Consider the following 18,929-nt stretch of genomic DNA (forward strand, 5'->3'; position numbering starts at 1 on the left):
GATCCGATATGAGTGCCCCGCCCCCATGTTTGCGCTTCTGCTGGCGATCGCCGCCGCGTCATCGAGCAAGGTTCCGCCGCCACCGCCCGCATCGGACCAAGGCGGCATCTACATGTTCGAGACCGGCACCAGCCTGCTCGCCAAATGCCGCAACAAGGCGCCGGAATATAAGCTGGCTTGCACCGCATACATCGCCGGGGCGACCGACGGCATCCGCAAGGAGATGTTCCTGGGCCGCGCCCGCACCGTCTGCTGGCCCAAGCGGATGGCGGCCGAGGATGTGAAAAGCACCGTCGTCGCCTATCTGGAGCGCTACCCCGACCAGCGCGGCGCGGCGGCGTCGGCGCTGGTCAGCATCGCCCTCAACGATCGCTATCCCTGCCAGAAATAAAGCCGCTCGATCAGTCTGATCGATAGTATCCTTGCGCAAAGAGGCGCCGCAACCGCTATAAACTTGCCCTGCCGGGCGGTTGCGCGTAGATGCGGCCCCTATTTTTTTGACGTGAAGGAGACTCGACGTGGCGGCGAAGTGGACGCCGGAAAGCTGGCGGGAGCATAAGGGCATCCAGATGCCCTTTTATCGGGACCAGGAGGCGCTTGCCTCGGTAGAGGCCCAGCTTGGCCAGTTTCCGCCCCTCGTCTTTGCGGGCGAGGCACGGAATCTGAAGGCCGATCTTGGCCGCGTCGCGAACGGCGAAGCCTTCCTGCTGCAGGGCGGCGACTGCGCCGAGAGCTTTGCCGAGTTCCATCCGAACAATATCCGCGACACGTTCCGCGTGCTGCTGCAGATGGCGGTCGTCCTGACCTTCGCCTCGAAGCTGCCGGTGGTGAAGGTCGGCCGCATGGCGGGCCAGTTCGCAAAGCCCCGCTCGGCCGATACCGAGACGATCGGCGGCGTGGAACTGCCCAGCTATCGCGGCGACAATGTCAACGACATCGCCTTCACCCCCGAAGCGCGCGAGCCCGATCCGCAGCGGATGATCCGCGCCTATAACCAGTCGGCGGCGACGCTGAACCTGGTGCGTGCCTTCTCGACCGGCGGCTATGCCAGCCTCGACCGGGTGCATGGCTGGATGCTCGATTTCATGGGTCGCAGCCCCTGGGCCGCGAAGTTCGAGGCGATGGCGGACCAGATCGGCCAGGCGCTCGACTTCATGCGTGCCTGTGGCCTGGACGCGGACAGCGTGCCCCAGCTTGGCGGCACCAGCTTCTACACCAGCCATGAAGCGCTGCTGCTGCCGTTCGAACAGGCGCTGACCCGTCAGGACAGCCTGACCGGCGACTGGTATGACACCTCGGCGCACATGCTGTGGATCGGCGACCGCACCCGCTTCGAAGGGTCGTCGCATGTCGAATATCTGCGCGGCATCGGCAACCCGATCGGCATGAAGTGCGGTCCGACGCTGGAGCCGGACGAACTGCTGCGCCTGCTCGATCTGTTGAACCCGAAGCGGGAAGCCGGGCGCATCACGCTCATCACCCGCTATGGCCATGACAAGATCGAGGCCGGCCTGCCCAAGCTGGTGCGCGCGGTGAAGCGCGAGGGTCATTCGGTGGTCTGGTCCTGCGACCCGATGCACGGCAATGTCATCAAGGCAGCCAATGGCTACAAGACGCGGCCGTTCGACCGCATCCTGGCCGAAGTGCGCGGCTTCTTTGCCGTGCATCGCGCCGAAGGGACGTTCGGCGGCGGCATCCATGCCGAAATGACCGGCCAGAATGTCACCGAATGCACCGGCGGTGCGATCGCAATCACCGACGAAGGCCTGGCTGATCGCTATCACACCCATTGCGATCCGCGCCTCAATGCGGCGCAGAGCCTGGAACTGGCTTTCCTGCTGGCAGAAATGCTGAACGAGGAACTGAAGGAACGCCGCGCCGCGGCCTGACGAAAAAGGAACCGGCCCCTCCGAATCGCAAGGAGGGGCCGGTTCATCCCGCCTCTGCCCCTTGTTCAGCCGGGATCCGCGATCGGATCGAACTCCAGATGCAGGTGCCGCAGCGCCCGCAATATATAGGTGGGCTCATAGTCGAAGCGCAGCGCCTCACCCGCCCCATGATGGGCCGGGGACAGGCGGATATTGCCCATCCGCGCCAATAGCCGTTCGATGCTGACCGCCACCTCGCGCCGGGCCAGCGGCGCGCCGATGCAGGTATGCGCCCCCCGGCCAAAGGCCAGATGCTCCTTGGCGCGCGGCCGATCCATGTCGAACTGCGCTGGATTGTCGAAGCGGCGCGGATCGCGATTGGCGGCCATGTGCGACATCAGGATCGTCGTTCCCGCCTTGATCTCGACCCCGCCCAGCTCCGTCGTCCGCGTGCAGATGCGCCCGCCGCTCTTCACCGACCCGTCATAGCGCAGCACCTCCTCAAGGAAATTGGGGATGCGCTTGGGGTCGGCGCGCAACTGCGCCTGGATATCCGGCCGGATGGCGATGATGCGGAAGGCGTTGGCCAGCAGCCGGTTGGTCGTGTCCTGCCCCGCACCGAACAGGAAGGCCGCCATTGCCGTCAGGTCAACCAGGGTCGGGCTCGTCCCATCCGGAAACTTCGCCAGCGCCAGCGTCGTCAATATGTCCTTCTTCTCCGTGTCCGCGCCCAGCAGCCGGCGCACCGGCAGCACCGCCGGATGGTTCAGGAAGCGGCGCCAGGCGATGTAGCGGAACATATGCTTGCCAAGGCCGACCAGCGGATTGTGCTTCAGATCCTCGGGCGATCCGTCGATCTGGGCCGGCACCGCCCCTTCCAGCAGGACGCGGAAGGCCGCGCGCCCCTTGGCCGGGATGCCCAGCAGGTCCGCGATCACCAGCGTCGCATAGGGGCCGCCATATTGGCGCACCAGATCGACCTTGCCGTCGGCGGCAAACTCGTCGATCAGGCTGTCGGCGGTCGCATAGAGGGATGGCTCCAGCGCCTTCAAGCGGCTGGGGGTGAACAGGCTGCCGATCACCGATCGCAGCTTGGCATGGCGGGTTCCGCTTTCCGTCACGATCTGGTCGGCAAAGGCGATCTTGGGTCGCGCCGCCTCCAGTTCCGCCGCGATATCGTCGCCCTGCGGCGTGAACGGCAGGTCGGTCATTGGCCCGGTCACGGCGTTGATGCTCGAAAAATGCTCGGTATCGAGCATCACCTGGACCGTTTCCTCATAGCCCGTCACCGCCACCACATTGCGATGGGGCAGCCGCGTCACCGGCCCCTGGGCACGCAGAAAGTCGAAATAGGCATGGGGATCATCGACCAGATCCACATCCTTGTAGAAGTCCGCCGTGGCGTAATCGCGCATGATCCTCACCCATTTATGATATACATTGGATCATATCACCCGCAATGCCGCTGTCAACGACGGCAAAATGGTAAAGCAAATCGCAGGGCTTTCGCGCTAGGACAGCGCCATGCATGGGTCGGGAGCACAGGAAAGCAGCATGATCGGGGCGGGTCTCTATCGCCGCGACATTGACGGGCTGCGCGCCGTCGCCATCCTGCCGGTGCTGTTCTTCCATGCCCATGTGCCCGGCTTTTCCGGCGGCTATGTCGGCGTCGACATCTTCTTCGTGATCTCCGGCTTCCTCATCACCGGCATCATCGCGCGCGAGGTGGATGAGCAGCGCTTCTCGCTCGTCCATTTCTACGAACGCCGCTTCCGCCGGATCATGCCGGCGCTCAGCCTGATGATCCTGGCCGTGCTGGCGGCGGCCTGCTGGCTCTATCTGCCCGGCGATATCGAAGGCGTGCCGAAATCCGCGCTCGCCGCCACGCTGTTCGCCTCCAACCTCTGGTTCTTCACCGACACCGGCTATTTCGCCGGCGGCGCCGACGTAAAGCCCCTGCTCCACACTTGGTCGCTGGCCGTGGAAGAGCAATTCTACATCGGCTTCCCGATCCTGCTGATGCTGGTCGCGCGCTGTGCCGCCCGCTGGCGCGGCCTGATCGTCGGCGCGATCGCCGCGCTGTCGCTGGCACTGGCGATCACGCTTCAGCGCGACACCAGCGGCTTCACCTTCTACCTGCTGCCCACCCGCGCCTGGGAATTGTTCGCCGGAGCGCTGCTGGCGCTCGGCGCCATCCCGGCGACACGGGCGCGCTGGCTGCGGGAGGCGCTTGCGTGGAGTGGCCTTCTATCTGTCGCCTTCGCTGTCATCTTCTACACGCGCGAGACCGTCTTCCCCGGCATCACCGCCCTGCCCCCGGTACTGGGCGCGGCGCTGCTGCTGCACAGTGCGCCGGGCACCAGCGTCGGGCGCCTGCTCAGCCTGCGCCCTTTCGTCGGCGTGGGTCTCATCTCCTACTCGCTCTATCTGTGGCACTGGCCGCTGATCGTCTTCACCGAATATGCGACCGATGCGGCCCTGACCGGATCGACGGCCATCGCGGTCGTGACAGCTTCCTTCATCGCCGCCATCCTCTCTTGGCGTTTCGTCGAGCGTCCCTTCCGCGATGCCCGCCACATCCCCGCCCGGCGCATCTTCCAGTTCACCGGCGGCGCCATGTCGCTACTCTGCCTCCTGTCGCTGGCCCTGCTGGCGATGGGCGGCTGGCCGCAGCGCTTTGCGCCCCAGGTGCTGCAACTCGCCGCCGGCCGCACCGACATCAGTCCGGCGCGCAAGGCCTGCCACGACACGTTCGCCCGCGGTGCCCAGCCCTGCATTCTCGGTGCCAAGGTCCGGCCCGACGCCCTGCTCTGGGGCGACAGCCATGGCGTGGAAATGGCCTATGCCCTGTCGCTCAAGGCCAGGGCGGAAGGCCGCGCCCTGATCGAGCGGACCACGTCCAGTTGCCCGCCGGTGCTGGGCTATGATGCGCCCAAGGATGCCCGCTGCGCCCGCGCCAACCAGGCCGCCTTTGCCGCGATCCGTGCCGATCCGGGCATCCGCCGCGTCTATCTCGCCGCCTTCTGGGCCAATGGTGAATTTGATGATCCCGCCTTCGTCGCGAAACTCGACGCCACCATCCATGCGCTGCGCGCCGAAGGACGGCAGGTCATCCTGATCGGACCGGTGCCACCCCAGCCTTTCGACGTGCCGCGCCATCTGGCCCACCTCGCCCGCGCCGGCGATCTTGCGCAGGCGCAGGGTGTGGACCGCGCCACGATCGAGGCCCGCACCCATAATCTGCGCGCGCTGTTTGCCCGTTGGCAGGCACGGGGCGTGACGCCGATCGATCCGATGGCGCGGCTATGCGATGCCCGCCGCTGCGCCATCATCCATAACGGCAAGCCGCTCTATTTCGATTCCCATCATCTGAGCGTCGCCGGCGCGCGGCTGGTGATCGGCCAATAGGCTATTCCGCCGCCATCGCGTAGCTGCGCGGCAGTTCGTTCGCCAGCGCCTCGGCCATCGCCGCCACCACGCCCTGCATCCGCGTCAGCCCCGGCCCCGGCCGATCGAGCGTGACGTCGAGATAGAGGGCACGGTCCACCTCCAGCTGCAGCGCATGGAAATCGCGCTCCGGCCGGCCATGCCGCTCGATCAGATGGTCGCCGGCATAGGGATGGTTCTGCGAGGTCAGCACGCCATGCCCGGCCGCGACATCGGCCGCCAGCATCATCAGCCGTGTCGCGGCGCTGCGGCCGAAGCGATCGCCCAGCACCAGCGCCGGGGCAGCCTGTCCGGCAGCCGGCGGCGGCAGCGGCGGCATCGAATGCAGGTCGATCAGGATGGCATGGCCATGCCGTTCCCGCGCCGCCGTCATCATCTGTGCCAGCCGGGCATGATAGGGCCGATGCACCGTCTCGATCCGCCGCCGCGCTTCCTCCCAGGGGATGGGCCGCTGCCACAATTCCAGGGCGCCGGGCAGGCGACGGGGAATGAGGCCCAGCCCGCCGCGCAGTTTGGCGCTGCTCTGCAGCGGCTGGTCGCGGGGCAGACCGGTCACCATCACCGGATCCAGCTCCCGCTCATGCCGGTTGAGGTCGATCATCGCGCGCGGCGCGCGGGCGACCAGCACGCTATAGCCCCGCGCGACCAGCGGCCCCGCCAGCATGTCGGCCCCGCGATCCTCCAGCCGGCGCAGCACCTCCGGCCGCACCCGCGCCAGAGCGAGCAATTCAGGGGAATAGTCGCGCCCGGCATGGGGCACGGACACAATCAGCGGACCATTGGGAAGAGCAGGACCATGAAGATCATAGGCCGCCGTCGATTCGGTTGGCGGACGCGTACCAAAATGATCCAACGCCATTCCTTTCACCGGCCGGGGAAAAATTTGGTCGGCTGGATAATCTTTAATCCTTGTCGCATATATCCAAACGGCTTGCCAGTCTGTGGGCAAGGCAAGGGGCGCCGCGGAAGACGGCTTACAGGAAATTTGGGGTCAATGGTTCGAATCCTGCTGGCGGAAGATGATGACAGCATGCGCGCCTATCTGGCGCGGGCGCTGGAAAAGTCGGGTTATGAGGTGGTGGCGGTCGCCACCGGCACCCAGGCCGTGCCGCATATCGAATCGGATCGGTTCGACCTGCTGCTGACCGACATCGTCATGCCCGAGATGGACGGCATCGAACTGGCGCAGCACACCGCCAATGTCGCGCCCCAGACCCGCATCATGTTCATCACCGGCTTTGCCGCCGTGACGCTGAAAGCCGGCAAGGCGGTGCCGCAGGCGAAGGTGCTGTCAAAGCCCTTCCACCTGCGCGACCTGGTGCTGGAAGTCGAACGGATGTTCGGCAGCGAGACGCTGACCGGCCTTAGCTGAGCGCTTCGGCCTCGTCCGCGCCCTGCCCCAGCGGCGGCAGCGGCTTGCCCGCCATGGCCGCCGCAAAGCGCTCGCGATCCAGACCCTTTTCCCAGACCGACACCACCACCGTCGCCACCGCATTGCCCACGAAGTTGGTGAGGCTGCGGCATTCGCTCATGAAACGATCGACGCCCAGGATCAGGGTCATGCCCGCGACCGGCACCGACGGCACGATCGACAGGGTGGCGGCCAGGGTGATGAAGCCTGCGCCGGTCACGCCCGCTGCGCCCTTGGAAGACAGCATCGCCACCAGCAACAGCAATATCTGTTCCTCCAGGCTCAGATGCACGTTGGTCGCCTGCGCGATGAACAGCGCCGCCAGCGTCATGTAGATATTGGTGCCGTCGAGGTTGAAGCTGTAGCCGGTCGGCACGACCAGCCCGACCACCGACTTGCGGCACCCCGCCTGTTCCATCTTCTCGATCAGGCTGGGCAGCGCCGCTTCCGACGAGGATGTGCCCAGCACCAGCAGCAGTTCGGCGCGCAGATAGCGGATCAGGTGCAGGATATTGAAGCCCGCGAACCAGGCGACCGTCCCCAGCACGACGAGCACGAACAGCAGCGAGGTGAGGTAGAAGGTCGCGACCAGCCCGGCGAGGTTGGCGAGCGTCCCGACGCCATATTTGGCGACGGTGAAGGCCATCGCGCCGAATGCACCAAAGGGCGCCGCCTTCATCAGGAAGGACACCAGCTTGAAGATGGCGAGGCTGGCCGATTCCAGCACCGTCATCAGCGGCTCGGCCTTTTCCCCGATCATGCTGAGCGCGATGCCGAACAGGATCGCGACGAACAGCACCTGCAGGATATTATGCCCGTCGGCCACCGCCGACACCAGGGTCGCGGGAATGACGTTCAGGAGGAAGGCGACCAGCGTGCGATCATGCGCCTGCTGCGCATAATCGGCGATCTTGCTGGCATCGAGGGTCGCCGGATCGATGTTGAGCCCGGCGCCAGGCTGCACGACATTGGCGATGATCAGGCCGACGATCAGCGCCAGGGTGGAGAAGGTCAGGAAATAGGCAAAGGCCTTGGCCGCGACCCGGCCGATCGCGCCCAGTTCCTTCATGCCGGCAATGCCGGTGACGATCGTCAGGAAGATGACCGGCGCGATGATCATCCGCACCAGCGCGATGAAGGCATCGCCCAGTGGCTTCATCGCTTCGCCCGTCGCCGGGAAATAATGGCCGAGCAGCACGCCCAGCGCGATCGCCACCAGCACCTGGAAATAGAGATGGCGATAGAAGGGGAGCGGCCGAACCGGTTCCGTCGGCGTCGATGGCGTAGGCAACATGATGTTTTTGCGTCCCCCCTTATTTGCACCGCAGCATATGGCCTCCCCACCCCCTGTCCAGCGGGTTGGAAAAGTTTCTACAAAAAAGTGTCATTTAGCGCTTGCGCGAGTCACCGACCCCCGTTATTGGCCCCCTCCACGGCGGGCGTGTAGCTCAGTGGTAGAGCACTGTGTTGACATCGCAGGGGTCGCAAGTTCAATCCTTGCCACGCCCACCATGATAAGGCCTTGGAAGTCTCCGGATTTCCGAGGCCTTATTTTTTACCCTTTTCCGGCTATGACGCGCAGCAGCGAGACGGAGACCAGCAGATGACGGCAACATGTGTGGTGATGGGCGGACGGCGGGTGCTGTTCGTGATGGCGATCGACGCCGAATATGGCCCACATCTGCAAGCCCGGATCACCCCGCTGATGACCGGCGTCGGCCCGGTCGAGGCGGCACTGGCCATGGCCGTGACGCTCGACCGGATGGCGCAGGCGGACACCCTGCCCGATCTGGTGGTGTCACTCGGCTCCGCCGGATCGCGGGTGGGCATGCTGGGCGAGGTCTATCAGGTCGCCAGCGTCTCCTGGCGCGACATGGATGCCTCGCGCCTCGGCTTTACCAAGGGGGTGACGCCGCTGATCGATCATCCGGTCGACATTCCGCTGGTCACGCCGCTCGAAATCCGCGCCCTGCGCCTGTCGACCGGTGCCAATGTCGTGGGCGGCGAGGAATATGCCGCGATCGACGCCGACATGGTCGACATGGAGACTTTTGCGATCGCCCGCGCCTGCCAGCGTTTCGGCGTGCCGCTGATGGGGTTGCGCGGCATTTCCGATGGGCCGGGCGAGTTGAACGACATGCTCGGCTGGACGCAGTTGCTCTCACTGATCGACGAAAAGCTGGCGGTGGCCGTCGACGCCCTGGGAGAAGCGCTTTAACAGCCGCCCGGCTGGCGCGCGGCGCCGCGCGGCCAGGACAGTTCATAGGTAACAAGGAAGCCGTCATGGTCGGACAGTTCCGGCCCGCTCGGTCCACCATCGAACATCGCCTCCACCCGGATCGGGCGAACCGAGACCCGGTCGCCCGGCCAGAAAAATTGCAGATCCTGCGTGTCCATCCAGGGCTCGTCGCCATCCCAGGACATGCGTACATCGCAGCCTGACGCGGCATCGGCGCAGACGCGATGGACCAAGTTGAGCGCCTGATAGCGAGAGAAATTCTCCCAGCGCGGTTCGGAATGGCGCATGTTGAAATCGCCACCAAAGATCAGCGGATAGGCGTCGTCATGGCTGGCATCGATGAAGGCCGAGGCCTCGAGCGCCTGCCGTTCATGCGCGGCGAGATTGCGCGGTCCGGGCGCGCGGGACGCCCCGCGCGAGTTCATGTGCGTGTCATAGATGTCGATCGGCGTCGGCACGCCGGGCATGGCGATGCGGGCCAGCACGATTCCCTTGTTCGACAGGCAATCGAGGCCCGCACAGGATTTGCGGCCATAGGCGCGCCGCTGCGTCAGGAGAATCGGATAGCGCGAGGCGACCGCCAGGCCGCTGCCGGAAAAATGAATGCCGATCTCGCCCCGGTCGATATGCGACTTGCCCGGCAGCTTGTCCTTGGTCGACCCACGCGCGCGGGTCGTGCGATGCGGGCCGGCGGCGATCGCCGGATAGCCGGTATCGGCCACCGCCTGCTTCGCCGATCCGCTGAACATTTCCTGGAACAGCACCACGTCGGGCGCCGTCCCCGCCGCGCGCATGGCGGCCAGTCGCTCCGCTATCTGGTCAAGGGACGGCCCACGCCCGCTGCGCGCCGGCCAGCCCAGCCCCTCGATATTATAGGTCAGCACCGACAGGGTGGTGGTGATCCGCTGCGCATCCGGTGCGGCGAGCGCAGGCGCGACTGCCGCGCTACAGGACAATTCCCGATAGGGGGCCGGCGTCGCACAGGCCGACAGCAGCAGCGGCGCCACACAGGCGCCGAACCGGTGGAGGAAGCGGGAAGTAGCAGCCATATGCTCCTCGTCATCGGATCGGCGCATCATGACGCGAAAGAGCGCCGGCGACAACCGGCGCCTGGACCGGATCAGTCGCCCTCGAACAACAGGATCGCGCGCGAGGGGACACCGTCCTGCTCCAGCGCGGCAAGCCCGCCCAGATCCGGCAGGTCGATCGCGAACAGCGCCATCAGCACCTGCGCGCCCTGCTCGCGCAGCAACCGCGCCGCCGCCTGCGCCGTCCCGCCGGTGGCGATCAGGTCGTCGACCAGCAGCACGCGCGCGCCCTGCGGCACCTGTCCTTCATGCAGTTCCAGCCGGTCGGTGCCATATTCCAGCACATAGTCGATGCCGACCGTCTTGCCCGGCAGCTTGCCCTTCTTGCGGACGGGCACGAAACCCTTGCCCAGCTTCAGCGCCAGCGCCGCGCCCAGGATGAAGCCCCGCGCCTCCACGCCGACGATCAGGTCGGGGTCGAGCGGTCCCGCCACCTTCGCCATCTGGTCGATCAGTTCGGCCAGACCCGGCCCGTCGGCCAGCAGGGTCGTGATGTCGCGGAACTGGATGCCCGGCTTGGGGAAGTCGGGGATGGTGCGGACCAGCGCGGTCAGACTGTCGATGCTCATGGTTGAAGCCCCATAAGGAAAGGGCGCGCTCCCGACAAGGAACGCGCCCCATTCTTTCATGCCATCAGGCGGAGGTGCGGTCAGGCCGCCTTCTTCTTGTCCGCCCAGATATTCTGATAGGCCATATAGGCAAGGCCCGTGGCGATCAGCAGGAAGAGGATCGTCGCCACGCCCGCGCGCCGGCGATTTTCCAGCTTCGGCTCGGCCGTCCAGGTAAGGAAGGCGGCCACGTCCTGCGACATCTGATCGATGGTCGGCTTGGTGCCGTCGCCATAGGTCACCTGGCCATCGGCCGACAGCGGCGGCGCCATGGCAAGGTTCAGGTTGGCGAAATAGGGGTTGAAGTGCAGCCCCTCGGGCGTCTTGGCATCCGGGAAATGCTTGAGCAGTTCAGCCGGCTGTTCCTGGAAGCCCGTCAGCAGCGAATAGACATAGGCCGAGCCATGATGGCGCGCCTTGGTCATCAGCGACAGATCCGGCGGGATCGCATTATTGTTCGCCGCCGCCGCCGCGACATTGTTCGCGAAGGGGGACGGGAAATAATCGGCCGGAATGCCATCGCGGGTCGAGGCCTCGCCCGTCGCCGGATCGACGCTGGGGGTCTTGATCGCCCAGTTCTTGGCGATCGCCTTGATCTCCGCCTCGTTATAGCCAATGCCGGCGAGGTCGCGGAAGGCGACGAACTTCAGGCTGTGGCAGGCCGAGCAGACCTCCTTGAACACCTGGAAGCCGCGCTGGAGCTGCTGATTGTCATAGCGGCCCAGCGGACCGTCGAACGAGAAGGAGACATGCTTGGGGGGCAGGTGGAACTCATGCTCCACCGTCTTGGCCGGAGGCTCCACCACGTAGGAATAGGCACCCACGAGGAAGGAGATGAGCAGCCAGCCGGCGAAGAAGAGGCCGACAAGGAATGCGCCGATGCGTACCATGCTTGTCTTCCCCCTTATTCGGCCGGGACTGCGGCGGTTTCGCCGTCAGCCTTGGCATATTTGGCCAGTACCGCTTCGGTGATCGAATTGGGCAGCGGCAGCGGCTTTTCGAAACGCGCGATCATCGGCAGGATGATCAGGAAATGCGCGAAATAATAGGCCGCGGCGACCTGGCTGATCATCACATAGGGCTCTTCCGCCGGCGCACCGCCGCAATAGCCCAGGATCAGCACGTCGAGCACCAGGATCCAGAAGAACGTCTTGAAGGTCGGGCGATAGCTGCCCGAGCGCACCGGCGAGGTGTCGAGCCAGGGCAGGAAGAAGAGCAGCAGGATCGATGCGAACATCGCCAGCACGCCCAGCAGCTTGGCCGGCACGAAGAAGAAGTCGACGGTGAAGGCGCGCAGGATCGCGTAGAAGGGCCAGAAATACCATTCGGGCACGATATGCGCCGGGGTCGAGAGCGGGTTCGCCTCGATATAATTGTCCGGGTGGCCCAGATAATTGGGCGCGAAGAACAGCAGGATCGCGAACAGGATCAGGAAGACGCCCGCCCCGAAACCGTCCTTCGCCGTATAATAGGGATGGAAGGGCACGGTATCCTGGGGGCCCTTCACCTCGACACCGGTCGGGTTGGAGGAACCGGGAATATGCAGCGCCCAGATATGCAGGATCACCACGGCCGCGATCACGAAAGGCAGCAGGAAGTGGAGCGAGAAGAAGCGGTTCAGCGAGGCATTGCCGGGAGCAAAACCGCCCAGCAGCCAGGTCTGAATCGGCTCGCCCACCACCGGGATCGCGCCGAACAGGCCGGTAATGACCTTGGCGCCCCAATAGCTCATCTGCCCCCAGGGCAGGACATAGCCCATGAAGGCGGTCGCCATCATCAGCAGGAAGATGACGAGGCCGAGCAGCCAGACCATCTCGCGCGGCGCCTTGTAGCTACCGAAATAGAGACCGCGGAAAATGTGCAGATAGACGACGATGAAGAAGAAGCTGGCGCCGTTGGCATGGGCATAGCGCATCAGCCAGCCCGCATTCACGTCACGCATCGTCTGTTCGACGGTGCCGAAGGCGACCAGCGTGTTGGCGCCATAATGCATCGCCATGACCACGCCGGTGACGATCTGGATCACCAGCGCCAGCCCGGCAAGCACACCGAAATTCCAGAAATAATTGAGGTTGCGCGGCACCGGATAGCCGGCACCGACAGCATTGTAGACGAGGCGCGGCAGCGGTAGCTTCTCGTCGACCCACTGCATCAGCGGATGCTTGGGGGTATAATGTTCAGCCCATGGAAAGCTCATGACGGTCCCCCTCAACCCACAAGAATGGCAGTGTCGGAAGTGAAGCTATACTTCGGCACTTCCAGATTCTTGGGGGCAGGCCCCTTACGGATGCGGGCGGCCGTGTCATAGGACGAACCGTGGCAAGGGCAGAAATAACCGCCGAATTCGCCGCGATTTTCGCCCTCGCCCGCGCCCAGCGGCACGCAGCCCAGATGGGTGCAGACGCCCATGGTGATCAGCCACTGCTTCTTGCCGTCGACGGTGCGTTCCGCCAGCGTCTGCGGATCGCGCAGCGTGGACGGGTCGACCTTGTCGGCCTCGGCAATTTCCTTGTCGGTGAGCTGGCGAACGAACAGCGGCTGCGACCGGAAGGTCGTCTTGATCGCCTGGCCCGGCTGGATCGCGGAAAGATCGACCTCGGTCGATGCGAGCGCCAATACGTCGGCGCTGGGGTTCATCTGATCGATGAGCGGGAGAATGACGCCAACGGCGCCCACCCCTGCGAAGCTCACCGCAGCGATATTGATGAAATCGCGGCGACGCACTCCGTCTTCGCCGGATAGACCCTGCCCGTCAACTTGTTCTGAGTTCGCCATGCACCTCTACCCTTGCAAGACTTCCCTATTCACGCCGGAATGCCTTGAGTGATCCTGATTATCAAGGGAGTTAGGGTATACCCCGCCTCCCCCCGGCGTGGGTCAAAGGTCTGATAACCGGACTGTCAGGGCTTTGCCAACCGCAAAGTCATCCAGACTATGACAAATCGCCGCGCTGCATTATGCGACAGCCATGCGTATCGCTCTCTACCAGCCCGAAATCGCCGGCAATGTCGGCGCCATCCTGCGCCTCGCCGCCTGTTTTGCCGTGCCCGTCGACATCATCATGCCGACCGGATTCGCCTTTTCCGACGCCCGGCTGAAGCGCGCGGCAATGGATTATGGCGCAGCGGCCGAAGTCGTGCGCCACGCCAATTTCGAGGCATTTGATGCCGAAAGACGGGCCGCCGGCCGCCGTTTGCTGCTGATGAGCAGCCACGCGTCGGAACGGCTGCCCGACGTGACATTTCGCAGTGACGATGTCTTGCTGATGGGATCGGAAAGCGCGGGCGTGCCCGATCATGTCCGCGATCTGGCCGATATTCGCGTGCGCATTCCGATGGCGCCGGGCTTCCGCTCGCTCAACATCGCCGTTTCCACCGGCATCGCCGTTGCCGAGGCCCTTCGCCAGACCGGGAGCTTCCCCGCATGACGCCTGACATACGCTTCACCCTGAACCCGCAGCAGCAGGCGGCCCGTACCTGGTTCGAATCGCTGCGCGACCGGATCTGCGCAGAGTTCGAGGCGATCGAGCGCGAAGCCGGCAGCGACGCCAGCTTCGCCTACACCCCCTGGGACCGCGAGGCCGACGGCGTGGCGCCGGGCGAAGGCGGTGGCGGCGTGCGCGGGGTGATGAAGGGCAAGGTCTTCGAGAAGGTGGGCGTCAATGTCTCGACGGTGACCGGCGATCTTGCCCCCGGCTTTGCCCAGACCATCCATGGCGCGGCCGACAATCCGGCCTTTTTCGCCACCGGCATCAGCCTGGTCGCGCATATGGCGAACCCGCATGTGCCGGCCGTCCACATGAACACCCGCTTCCTCAACACCAGCAAGACCTGGTTCGGCGGCGGCGCAGACCTCAATCCGCCCCTGCCGCGCGACGAGGATACGGCGGATTTCCATGCGGTGTTGCAGGCCGCCTGCGACGCCCATGATCCGGCCTTTTATCCGCGCTTCAAGGCCTGGGCGGACGACTATTTCTTCATCCCCCATCGCGGCGTGCACCGCGGCGTCGGCGGCATCTTCTACGATCATCTCGAATGCGCGGACGATGCGGCATTCGACGCCAATTTCGCCTTCACCCGCGATGTCGGCGACGCTTTCCTGGAGGCCTTCCCGCCGATCGTGCGGCGGCGGATGAATGAGGTGTGGAGCGAGGAAGAGTATCGCACCATGCTGGAATGGCGCGGCCGCTATGCCGAATTCAACCTGGTACATGACCGCGGCACCCTGTTCGGACTCAAGACCGGCGGCAATATCGACGCGATCCTGATGAGCCTGCCGCCGATGGCGAGCTGGAGCTGACCCGATGGCACTGACCCCGGTCGATCCGCGCGAGATCGCGACCATCGTCACCCATCTGGAAATGCGCGAGCGGCCGAAACCCGCGCCGATCCCGCCCGCGCCGCTGCGGCTCGTGCCGTGGAAGACGCCGGACCTTGCCGCCTATCGCGCCCTGTTCCGCCGCGTGGGCGAGCCGTGGCTGTGGTTCTCGCGGCTGGTAATGCCGGACGATCAGCTCGCAGCCATCCTGCATGATCCCTTGGTCGAGGTTTATGCCGTCACCGATCCGCGCGGCGTCGAGGTCGGCCTGCTGGAACTGGATTTCCGCAGCCCGTCACAATGCGAGCTGGCCTTTTTCGGGCTGGTGCCCTCGCTCAACGGCAAGGGGCTGGGCAAATGGCTGATGGCGCAGGCCAAGTCGCTCGCCTGGCGCAAGGGGGTGGAGCGCTTCTGGGTCCATACCTGCACGCTCGACAGTCCGGCGGCGCTCGGCTTCTACATCAAGTCGGGATTCACGCCCTATGGCCGGGAGATCGAAACCTTCGCCGATCCGCGCCTGCTGGGCCTGCTGCCGCCCGAAGCGGCGCCGCAGATCCCGATGTTCGGTCAGCCCGCCGACGCCTGACGATAGATACGGGCCAGCATCACCAGCATATAGACCTGGATCACCGTCGATACCGCCGCCGACGCGACGCCGCCCACCAACCGGGCGGCCTCCGGCCCAGCGGCAAGGCCGGCGAGCGCACCGAAGATCGTCTGCGCCGCCATGCTGGCAATGCCCGACAGCAGGGTGATCAGGATGATGAAGCCCAGCAGCCGCCAGAAACAGCCCCGCGTCAGCGCCCAGGCTTGGCGCAGCGAGGACACCACCCCCTGATTGCCGTCGATCACCGCCGGATTGAGCAGCATCAGCCGGACGCTGGCGAAGATGGTGGCGCCGCCGACAAAGGCGCCGAGGATGGCGCCGATGCTGGTGCCCACAGACTCCGAGACCAGGCTGGCCAGAACGGCGACCAGAATCGCGGCCAGCATCAGCCCGCCGATCAGGAACATGGCGAGCAAGGCGGTGCCCAGCAGCACCGGCAGTCGCGCGAAGCCCAGGCGCAACGCCTCCCCAACGCTGATGCCCGGCCGCAGCGCCAGCGCAAACAGCGTCAGCGATCCGAACCAGATGATGATGACGCCCAGCAGCGTCGCCAGTGCAAAGCCCGGCGGTATGTCAGGCAGGCCGGTGCGCTGGGGATTGGCCATCCATTCGGCCAGTTGCGGCGGCGTCATTTCCTGCAGGATCAGCCCCGGCAGGGCCAGGAACAGCAGCGCGACGGGGAAGAGCAGCGACGCTTCGCGGGCGACGAAGGCAACCGCCTCCTCCCACGCCTTGCCGATCGAGACTGCCGCCATATCTAATGCCTACCCCTGTCCTGCGAAATGCGGCCCGAGACTTGATCGCTCGCCCCGCTCAAGTCAAGGAAGCGCCATGACCGATCCCCTGCCCTTTCCCGACGTCGAGTGGCGCAGCGATGCCGCCCCCGTCGACTATCCCACCGCCCTTGCCGATATGGAGGCGCGGGCCGCCGCCATTTATGAAGAGGAAGCGCGCGAGCGCGTCTGGCTGCTGGAGCATCCGCCGCTCTATACCGCGGGCACCAGCGCCGATCCGGCCGAACTGATCGATCCGCGTTTTCCCGTCCATGATGCCGGGCGCGGCGGCCGCTACACCTATCATGGGCCGGGTCAGCGCATCGGCTATCTCAACATCGACCTGCGCGAGCGCGGCAAGGATGTGCGCAATTTCGTCCATCATCTCGAAGGCTGGATGATCGACGCGCTCGCCGATCTGGGCATTACCGCCCGCCGCGCCGAAGGGCGCATCGGCATCTGGACCGACGACCGGCAAGGACGCGAAGCGAAGATCGGTGCGCTGGGCATCCGCGTCCGCCGCTGGGTGACGCTGCACGGCTTTTCGATCAACGTCGATCCCGACCTGTCCCATTTTGGCGGCATCGTGCCGTGCGGGATCAGCGAGTTTCCGGTGACCAGCATCGCCGCACTGGGCGGCAATGCCTCGATGGAAGCCCTTGATGCCGCGCTCAAGGCGCATTTCCCCGCCTTTCTCGGCCGGCTGCGGCGCTGCGGATCGGGCGACGGCACGGGACTTGAGCAATGCGGGACCGCCCGCTAGGGTCCGCCACTTCGCCAGGTGGGGGGCCGCCGGGCATGTTGAGCCATGTTATGGAGACCCGGATGCGCCTTGACGCAAGGATGATGACTGCCGCCCTGTTGATCGGCTGCATGCCGCTGGCAGGCTGCGGCGGTGGCGGCGAAAAGAGCGGCAACACGGTGCAGATGAAGGATATGGAAGTGGTCGATGGCACCGCCACCGACGCCATGACCGATCTGGACGGCGTGCAGAGCGAGGGCACCAGCTTGGCCCTGCCGGAAAACCGCACCGAACCCAAGGCCGCTGCTCCGGTCAAGGCGGACAATGCGACCGCACCCGCCAATGATGAGGAAGTCGTGTCGGATCAGTGAGGCTTTTGCCGTTCACTTCCGATACAGCCGCGCTATAGTCGATGCCGTTATGGGGGAATTGGGCGTTCGCGCCGTCAAGACCCCGGCTGAGAGGGTTTATTCAATGACGTTCCGTTTTCGCTCGCGCCAGGCCTTTGCCGCCCTGACGATCGCTGCCGCGTCGCTCGCCGCCGCGCAGCCGGCCGCCGCGCAATTCTTCTGGTCGCCGCCCGACATGTCGGCCCCTGCCCTGACCGACGAGGCCGCCGCCACCGCGCTGGGCCTGCCCGGCGCCACCGCGGACGAGATCAAGGCCGGCCTCACCTGGAACCTGCGTGCCGCGATCAACGTCGCCGCGCTGCAGTGCCAGTTCGAACCGACCCTGCTGTCGGTCAGCAACTACAACGCCATGATCGCCCATCATGACGCCGAACTTGACGCGGCGCAGGCGACGCTGCTCGGCTATTTCCAGCGCACCAAGGGCAAGGGCAAGCCCGGCCAGTCCGCGTCCGACATGTATAATACCCGCATCTATTCGGGCTATTCGACGGTCCAGGCGCAGCGCGGCTTCTGCCAGGCGGCGGCGGCGGTCGGTCGCCAGGCGATCTTCGCTGATCGCGGCCAGCTCAACGTCGTCGCGCGCCAGGGCCTGGCCTCGATCAAGAAGTCGCTCGTCCATGCCGGCGAGCAATATTATGGCGATCCGGGCTGGAACTATCAGCTCGCCCTGCCCTCGCTCGACGCCAAATGCTGGAAGAAGGGCGTATTGCTGCCCGAATGCCACCAGCAGTGGAACCAGAAGGCGGGCGTCCAGCCCTGATCTGACGGAGACTTAACGCAGGCCCAGATATTTATGGGCCTGCACCGTCAACCGCCAGCGCGGCCGGGCCATCACCAGATCGATGGCCGCGCGGGCATTGTCCACGGCATGGGCATCGTCGAGCGGCTGGACCAGCAGATGGTCGAAGCCCCAGCCCTCCATCGCCTCGACATCGGCCAGGCTGTGGCCGCCATCGGGCTGCGGCCAGACCAGCTTCAGCTCATTGCCCTTCACTTGGACCACGTCGCTGCCCGCCTTGGGGCTGATGCAGACCCAGTCGATGCCCGGATGCGCCGGCAAGGTGCCGTTGCTTTCGATCGCGATGGTGAAGCCACGGGCATGGAGCGCGTCGATCAGCGCATCGTCGACCTGCAACATCGGCTCGCCACCGGTCAGGACGATATAGGGGCCTTCCCCCTCGCCCCAGAAGGCGAATGCCGCATCGGCGAGCGCGTCGGCGGTCGCGAACTTGCCGCCGCCATCACCGTCGGTGCCGACGAAATCGGTATCGCAGAAGCGGCATACGGCATCGCGCCGGTCCTGCTCGCGCCCGCTCCACAGGTTGCAGCCGGCAAATCGCAGGAAGACCGCGCGCCGCCCCGCCTGCACCCCTTCGCCCTGCAGGGTCAGGAACATTTCCTTGACCGCATAGGTCATGT

At 65.4% G+C, this 18,929-nt stretch carries 21 protein-coding genes and 1 tRNA gene; 12 read left to right on the forward strand and 10 right to left on the reverse strand.

Annotated elements, in window-relative coordinates; genetic code table 11:
* Positions 1-25: 25 nt before the first annotated feature.
* Both ACUCV3_RS05860 and ACUCV3_RS05865 read left to right on the forward strand, forming a co-directional pair.
* A complete protein-coding gene (locus ACUCV3_RS05860) occupies positions 26-391 on the forward strand; it encodes a Rap1a/Tai family immunity protein (RefSeq protein WP_482240421.1) in 366 nt (121 codons plus the stop codon).
* Between the two features lie 127 nt (positions 392-518).
* Positions 519-1,889, forward strand: a complete 1,371-nt coding sequence (locus ACUCV3_RS05865; protein WP_004208138.1) for a class II 3-deoxy-7-phosphoheptulonate synthase — start codon at positions 519-521, stop codon at positions 1,887-1,889.
* A 65-nt stretch (positions 1,890-1,954) separates the two neighbouring features.
* Here ACUCV3_RS05865 and ACUCV3_RS05870 read toward each other — a convergent pair whose 3' ends face one another.
* Complete coding sequence (locus tag ACUCV3_RS05870) at positions 1,955-3,283, reverse strand: cytochrome P450 (protein ID WP_214863035.1); 1,329 nt, start codon at positions 3,281-3,283, stop codon at positions 1,955-1,957.
* Positions 3,284-3,422: 139 nt separating this feature from the next.
* On the opposite strand from ACUCV3_RS05870, the gene ACUCV3_RS05875 reads away from it, so the two are divergent.
* Positions 3,423-5,276 (forward strand): acyltransferase family protein, encoded by a 1,854-nt coding sequence (locus ACUCV3_RS05875; protein ID WP_279729038.1) that lies wholly within the window; start codon positions 3,423-3,425, stop codon positions 5,274-5,276.
* 1 nt (position 5,277) lies between these two features.
* Here the strand turns inward: ACUCV3_RS05875 and ACUCV3_RS05880 are convergent, their stop codons facing one another.
* A complete protein-coding gene (locus tag ACUCV3_RS05880; RefSeq protein ID WP_482240422.1) occupies positions 5,278-6,168 on the reverse strand; it encodes an N-formylglutamate amidohydrolase in 891 nt (296 codons plus the stop codon).
* A gap of 141 nt (positions 6,169-6,309) precedes the next feature.
* On the opposite strand from ACUCV3_RS05880, the gene cpdR reads away from it, so the two are divergent.
* On the forward strand, positions 6,310-6,687 hold the full coding sequence (gene cpdR / locus ACUCV3_RS05885; RefSeq protein ID WP_004208143.1) for a cell cycle two-component system response regulator CpdR: 378 nt from the start codon (positions 6,310-6,312) through the stop codon (positions 6,685-6,687).
* Here the strand turns inward: cpdR and ACUCV3_RS05890 are convergent.
* A complete protein-coding gene (locus tag ACUCV3_RS05890) occupies positions 6,680-8,020 on the reverse strand; it encodes a dicarboxylate/amino acid:cation symporter (RefSeq protein ID WP_010338427.1) in 1,341 nt (446 codons plus the stop codon). The two genes, cpdR and ACUCV3_RS05890, sit on opposite strands and share 8 nt — an antisense overlap.
* Before the next feature lie 143 nt (positions 8,021-8,163).
* Between ACUCV3_RS05890 and ACUCV3_RS05895 the strand changes: the two genes are divergently transcribed.
* Positions 8,164-8,238 (forward strand) — tRNA-Val (locus ACUCV3_RS05895).
* Between the two features lie 91 nt (positions 8,239-8,329).
* Positions 8,330-8,944, forward strand: a complete 615-nt coding sequence (locus tag ACUCV3_RS05900) for a 5'-methylthioadenosine/S-adenosylhomocysteine nucleosidase (RefSeq protein ID WP_279729040.1) — start codon at positions 8,330-8,332, stop codon at positions 8,942-8,944.
* Here ACUCV3_RS05900 and ACUCV3_RS05905 read toward each other — a convergent pair.
* From ACUCV3_RS05905 to petA, 5 genes are all read right to left on the reverse strand, one after another.
* Positions 8,941-10,014: an endonuclease/exonuclease/phosphatase family protein gene (locus ACUCV3_RS05905; RefSeq protein WP_482240423.1), complete on the reverse strand. Its 1,074-nt coding sequence runs from the start codon at positions 10,012-10,014 to the stop codon at positions 8,941-8,943. The genes ACUCV3_RS05900 and ACUCV3_RS05905 overlap by 4 nt on opposite strands.
* Before the next feature lie 71 nt (positions 10,015-10,085).
* A complete protein-coding gene (locus ACUCV3_RS05910) occupies positions 10,086-10,622 on the reverse strand; it encodes an adenine phosphoribosyltransferase (protein WP_004208158.1) in 537 nt (178 codons plus the stop codon).
* An 80-nt stretch (positions 10,623-10,702) separates the two neighbouring features.
* The gene (locus tag ACUCV3_RS05915; protein ID WP_279729043.1) at positions 10,703-11,551 is read right to left on the reverse strand and encodes a cytochrome c1; all 849 of its coding nucleotides are present in this window, start codon (positions 11,549-11,551) and stop codon (positions 10,703-10,705) included.
* Between the two features lie 14 nt (positions 11,552-11,565).
* Positions 11,566-12,858: a cytochrome b gene (locus ACUCV3_RS05920; protein ID WP_048938713.1), complete on the reverse strand. Its 1,293-nt coding sequence runs from the start codon at positions 12,856-12,858 to the stop codon at positions 11,566-11,568.
* 11 nt (positions 12,859-12,869) lie between these two features.
* The gene (gene petA / locus ACUCV3_RS05925; protein WP_004208161.1) at positions 12,870-13,436 is read right to left on the reverse strand and encodes a ubiquinol-cytochrome c reductase iron-sulfur subunit; all 567 of its coding nucleotides are present in this window, start codon (positions 13,434-13,436) and stop codon (positions 12,870-12,872) included.
* Positions 13,437-13,629: 193 nt separating this feature from the next.
* On the opposite strand from petA, the gene ACUCV3_RS05930 reads away from it, so the two are divergent.
* Genes ACUCV3_RS05930 through ACUCV3_RS05940 form a run of 3 tightly spaced genes read left to right on the forward strand, consistent with a single transcriptional unit; the run spans position 13,630 to position 15,564 of the window.
* Positions 13,630-14,088 (forward strand): tRNA (cytidine(34)-2'-O)-methyltransferase, encoded by a 459-nt coding sequence (locus ACUCV3_RS05930; protein WP_004208162.1) that lies wholly within the window; start codon positions 13,630-13,632, stop codon positions 14,086-14,088.
* Positions 14,085-14,960 (forward strand): oxygen-dependent coproporphyrinogen oxidase, encoded by an 876-nt coding sequence (gene hemF / locus ACUCV3_RS05935; RefSeq protein ID WP_279729044.1) that lies wholly within the window; start codon positions 14,085-14,087, stop codon positions 14,958-14,960. The genes ACUCV3_RS05930 and hemF overlap by 4 nt, the downstream gene beginning before the upstream one ends.
* A gap of 4 nt (positions 14,961-14,964) precedes the next feature.
* Positions 14,965-15,564, forward strand: coding sequence for a GNAT family N-acetyltransferase (locus ACUCV3_RS05940; protein ID WP_185704204.1), 600 nt, complete (start codon positions 14,965-14,967; stop codon positions 15,562-15,564).
* Here ACUCV3_RS05940 and ACUCV3_RS05945 read toward each other — a convergent pair.
* Complete coding sequence (locus ACUCV3_RS05945; protein WP_279729045.1) at positions 15,546-16,340, reverse strand: DUF7847 domain-containing protein; 795 nt, start codon at positions 16,338-16,340, stop codon at positions 15,546-15,548. The genes ACUCV3_RS05940 and ACUCV3_RS05945 overlap by 19 nt on opposite strands.
* Before the next feature lie 76 nt (positions 16,341-16,416).
* Between ACUCV3_RS05945 and lipB the strand changes: the two genes are divergently transcribed.
* From lipB to ACUCV3_RS05960, 3 genes are all read left to right on the forward strand, one after another.
* The gene (lipB, locus tag ACUCV3_RS05950) at positions 16,417-17,121 is read left to right on the forward strand and encodes a lipoyl(octanoyl) transferase LipB (protein WP_279729046.1); all 705 of its coding nucleotides are present in this window, start codon (positions 16,417-16,419) and stop codon (positions 17,119-17,121) included.
* 62 nt (positions 17,122-17,183) lie between these two features.
* The gene (locus tag ACUCV3_RS05955) at positions 17,184-17,471 is read left to right on the forward strand and encodes a hypothetical protein (RefSeq protein WP_037507785.1); all 288 of its coding nucleotides are present in this window, start codon (positions 17,184-17,186) and stop codon (positions 17,469-17,471) included.
* Positions 17,472-17,574: 103 nt separating this feature from the next.
* On the forward strand, positions 17,575-18,270 hold the full coding sequence (locus ACUCV3_RS05960; RefSeq protein ID WP_278392691.1) for a hypothetical protein: 696 nt from the start codon (positions 17,575-17,577) through the stop codon (positions 18,268-18,270).
* Positions 18,271-18,282: 12 nt separating this feature from the next.
* Here ACUCV3_RS05960 and queE read toward each other — a convergent pair whose 3' ends face one another.
* Positions 18,283-18,927, reverse strand: coding sequence for a 7-carboxy-7-deazaguanine synthase (gene queE, locus ACUCV3_RS05965; RefSeq protein ID WP_037507690.1), 645 nt, complete (start codon positions 18,925-18,927; stop codon positions 18,283-18,285).
* Between the last annotated feature and the right edge of the window lie 2 nt (positions 18,928-18,929).

The sequence above is a fragment of the Sphingobium sp. VMM genome (assembly GCF_056790315.1).

Coding starts and splice junctions, on each gene's coding strand:
- ACUCV3_RS05860 (WP_482240421.1), top strand. CDS start 26: ATGTTTGCGCTTCTGCTGGCGATCGCCGCCGCGTCATCGAGCAAGGTT.
- ACUCV3_RS05870 (WP_214863035.1), bottom strand. CDS start 3,283: ATGCGCGATTACGCCACGGCGGACTTCTACAAGGATGTGGATCTGGTC.
- ACUCV3_RS05875 (WP_279729038.1), top strand. CDS start 3,423: ATGATCGGGGCGGGTCTCTATCGCCGCGACATTGACGGGCTGCGCGCC.
- cpdR (WP_004208143.1), top strand. CDS start 6,310: ATGGTTCGAATCCTGCTGGCGGAAGATGATGACAGCATGCGCGCCTAT.
- ACUCV3_RS05890 (WP_010338427.1), bottom strand. CDS start 8,020: ATGTTGCCTACGCCATCGACGCCGACGGAACCGGTTCGGCCGCTCCCC.
- ACUCV3_RS05900 (WP_279729040.1), top strand. CDS start 8,330: ATGACGGCAACATGTGTGGTGATGGGCGGACGGCGGGTGCTGTTCGTG.
- ACUCV3_RS05905 (WP_482240423.1), bottom strand. CDS start 10,014: ATGGCTGCTACTTCCCGCTTCCTCCACCGGTTCGGCGCCTGTGTGGCG.
- ACUCV3_RS05910 (WP_004208158.1), bottom strand. CDS start 10,622: ATGAGCATCGACAGTCTGACCGCGCTGGTCCGCACCATCCCCGACTTC.
- ACUCV3_RS05915 (WP_279729043.1), bottom strand. CDS start 11,551: ATGGTACGCATCGGCGCATTCCTTGTCGGCCTCTTCTTCGCCGGCTGG.
- ACUCV3_RS05920 (WP_048938713.1), bottom strand. CDS start 12,858: ATGAGCTTTCCATGGGCTGAACATTATACCCCCAAGCATCCGCTGATG.
- petA (WP_004208161.1), bottom strand. CDS start 13,436: ATGGCGAACTCAGAACAAGTTGACGGGCAGGGTCTATCCGGCGAAGAC.
- ACUCV3_RS05930 (WP_004208162.1), top strand. CDS start 13,630: ATGCGTATCGCTCTCTACCAGCCCGAAATCGCCGGCAATGTCGGCGCC.
- hemF (WP_279729044.1), top strand. CDS start 14,085: ATGACGCCTGACATACGCTTCACCCTGAACCCGCAGCAGCAGGCGGCC.
- ACUCV3_RS05940 (WP_185704204.1), top strand. CDS start 14,965: ATGGCACTGACCCCGGTCGATCCGCGCGAGATCGCGACCATCGTCACC.
- ACUCV3_RS05945 (WP_279729045.1), bottom strand. CDS start 16,340: ATGGCGGCAGTCTCGATCGGCAAGGCGTGGGAGGAGGCGGTTGCCTTC.
- lipB (WP_279729046.1), top strand. CDS start 16,417: ATGACCGATCCCCTGCCCTTTCCCGACGTCGAGTGGCGCAGCGATGCC.
- ACUCV3_RS05955 (WP_037507785.1), top strand. CDS start 17,184: ATGCGCCTTGACGCAAGGATGATGACTGCCGCCCTGTTGATCGGCTGC.
- ACUCV3_RS05960 (WP_278392691.1), top strand. CDS start 17,575: ATGACGTTCCGTTTTCGCTCGCGCCAGGCCTTTGCCGCCCTGACGATC.
- queE (WP_037507690.1), bottom strand. CDS start 18,927: ATGACCTATGCGGTCAAGGAAATGTTCCTGACCCTGCAGGGCGAAGGG.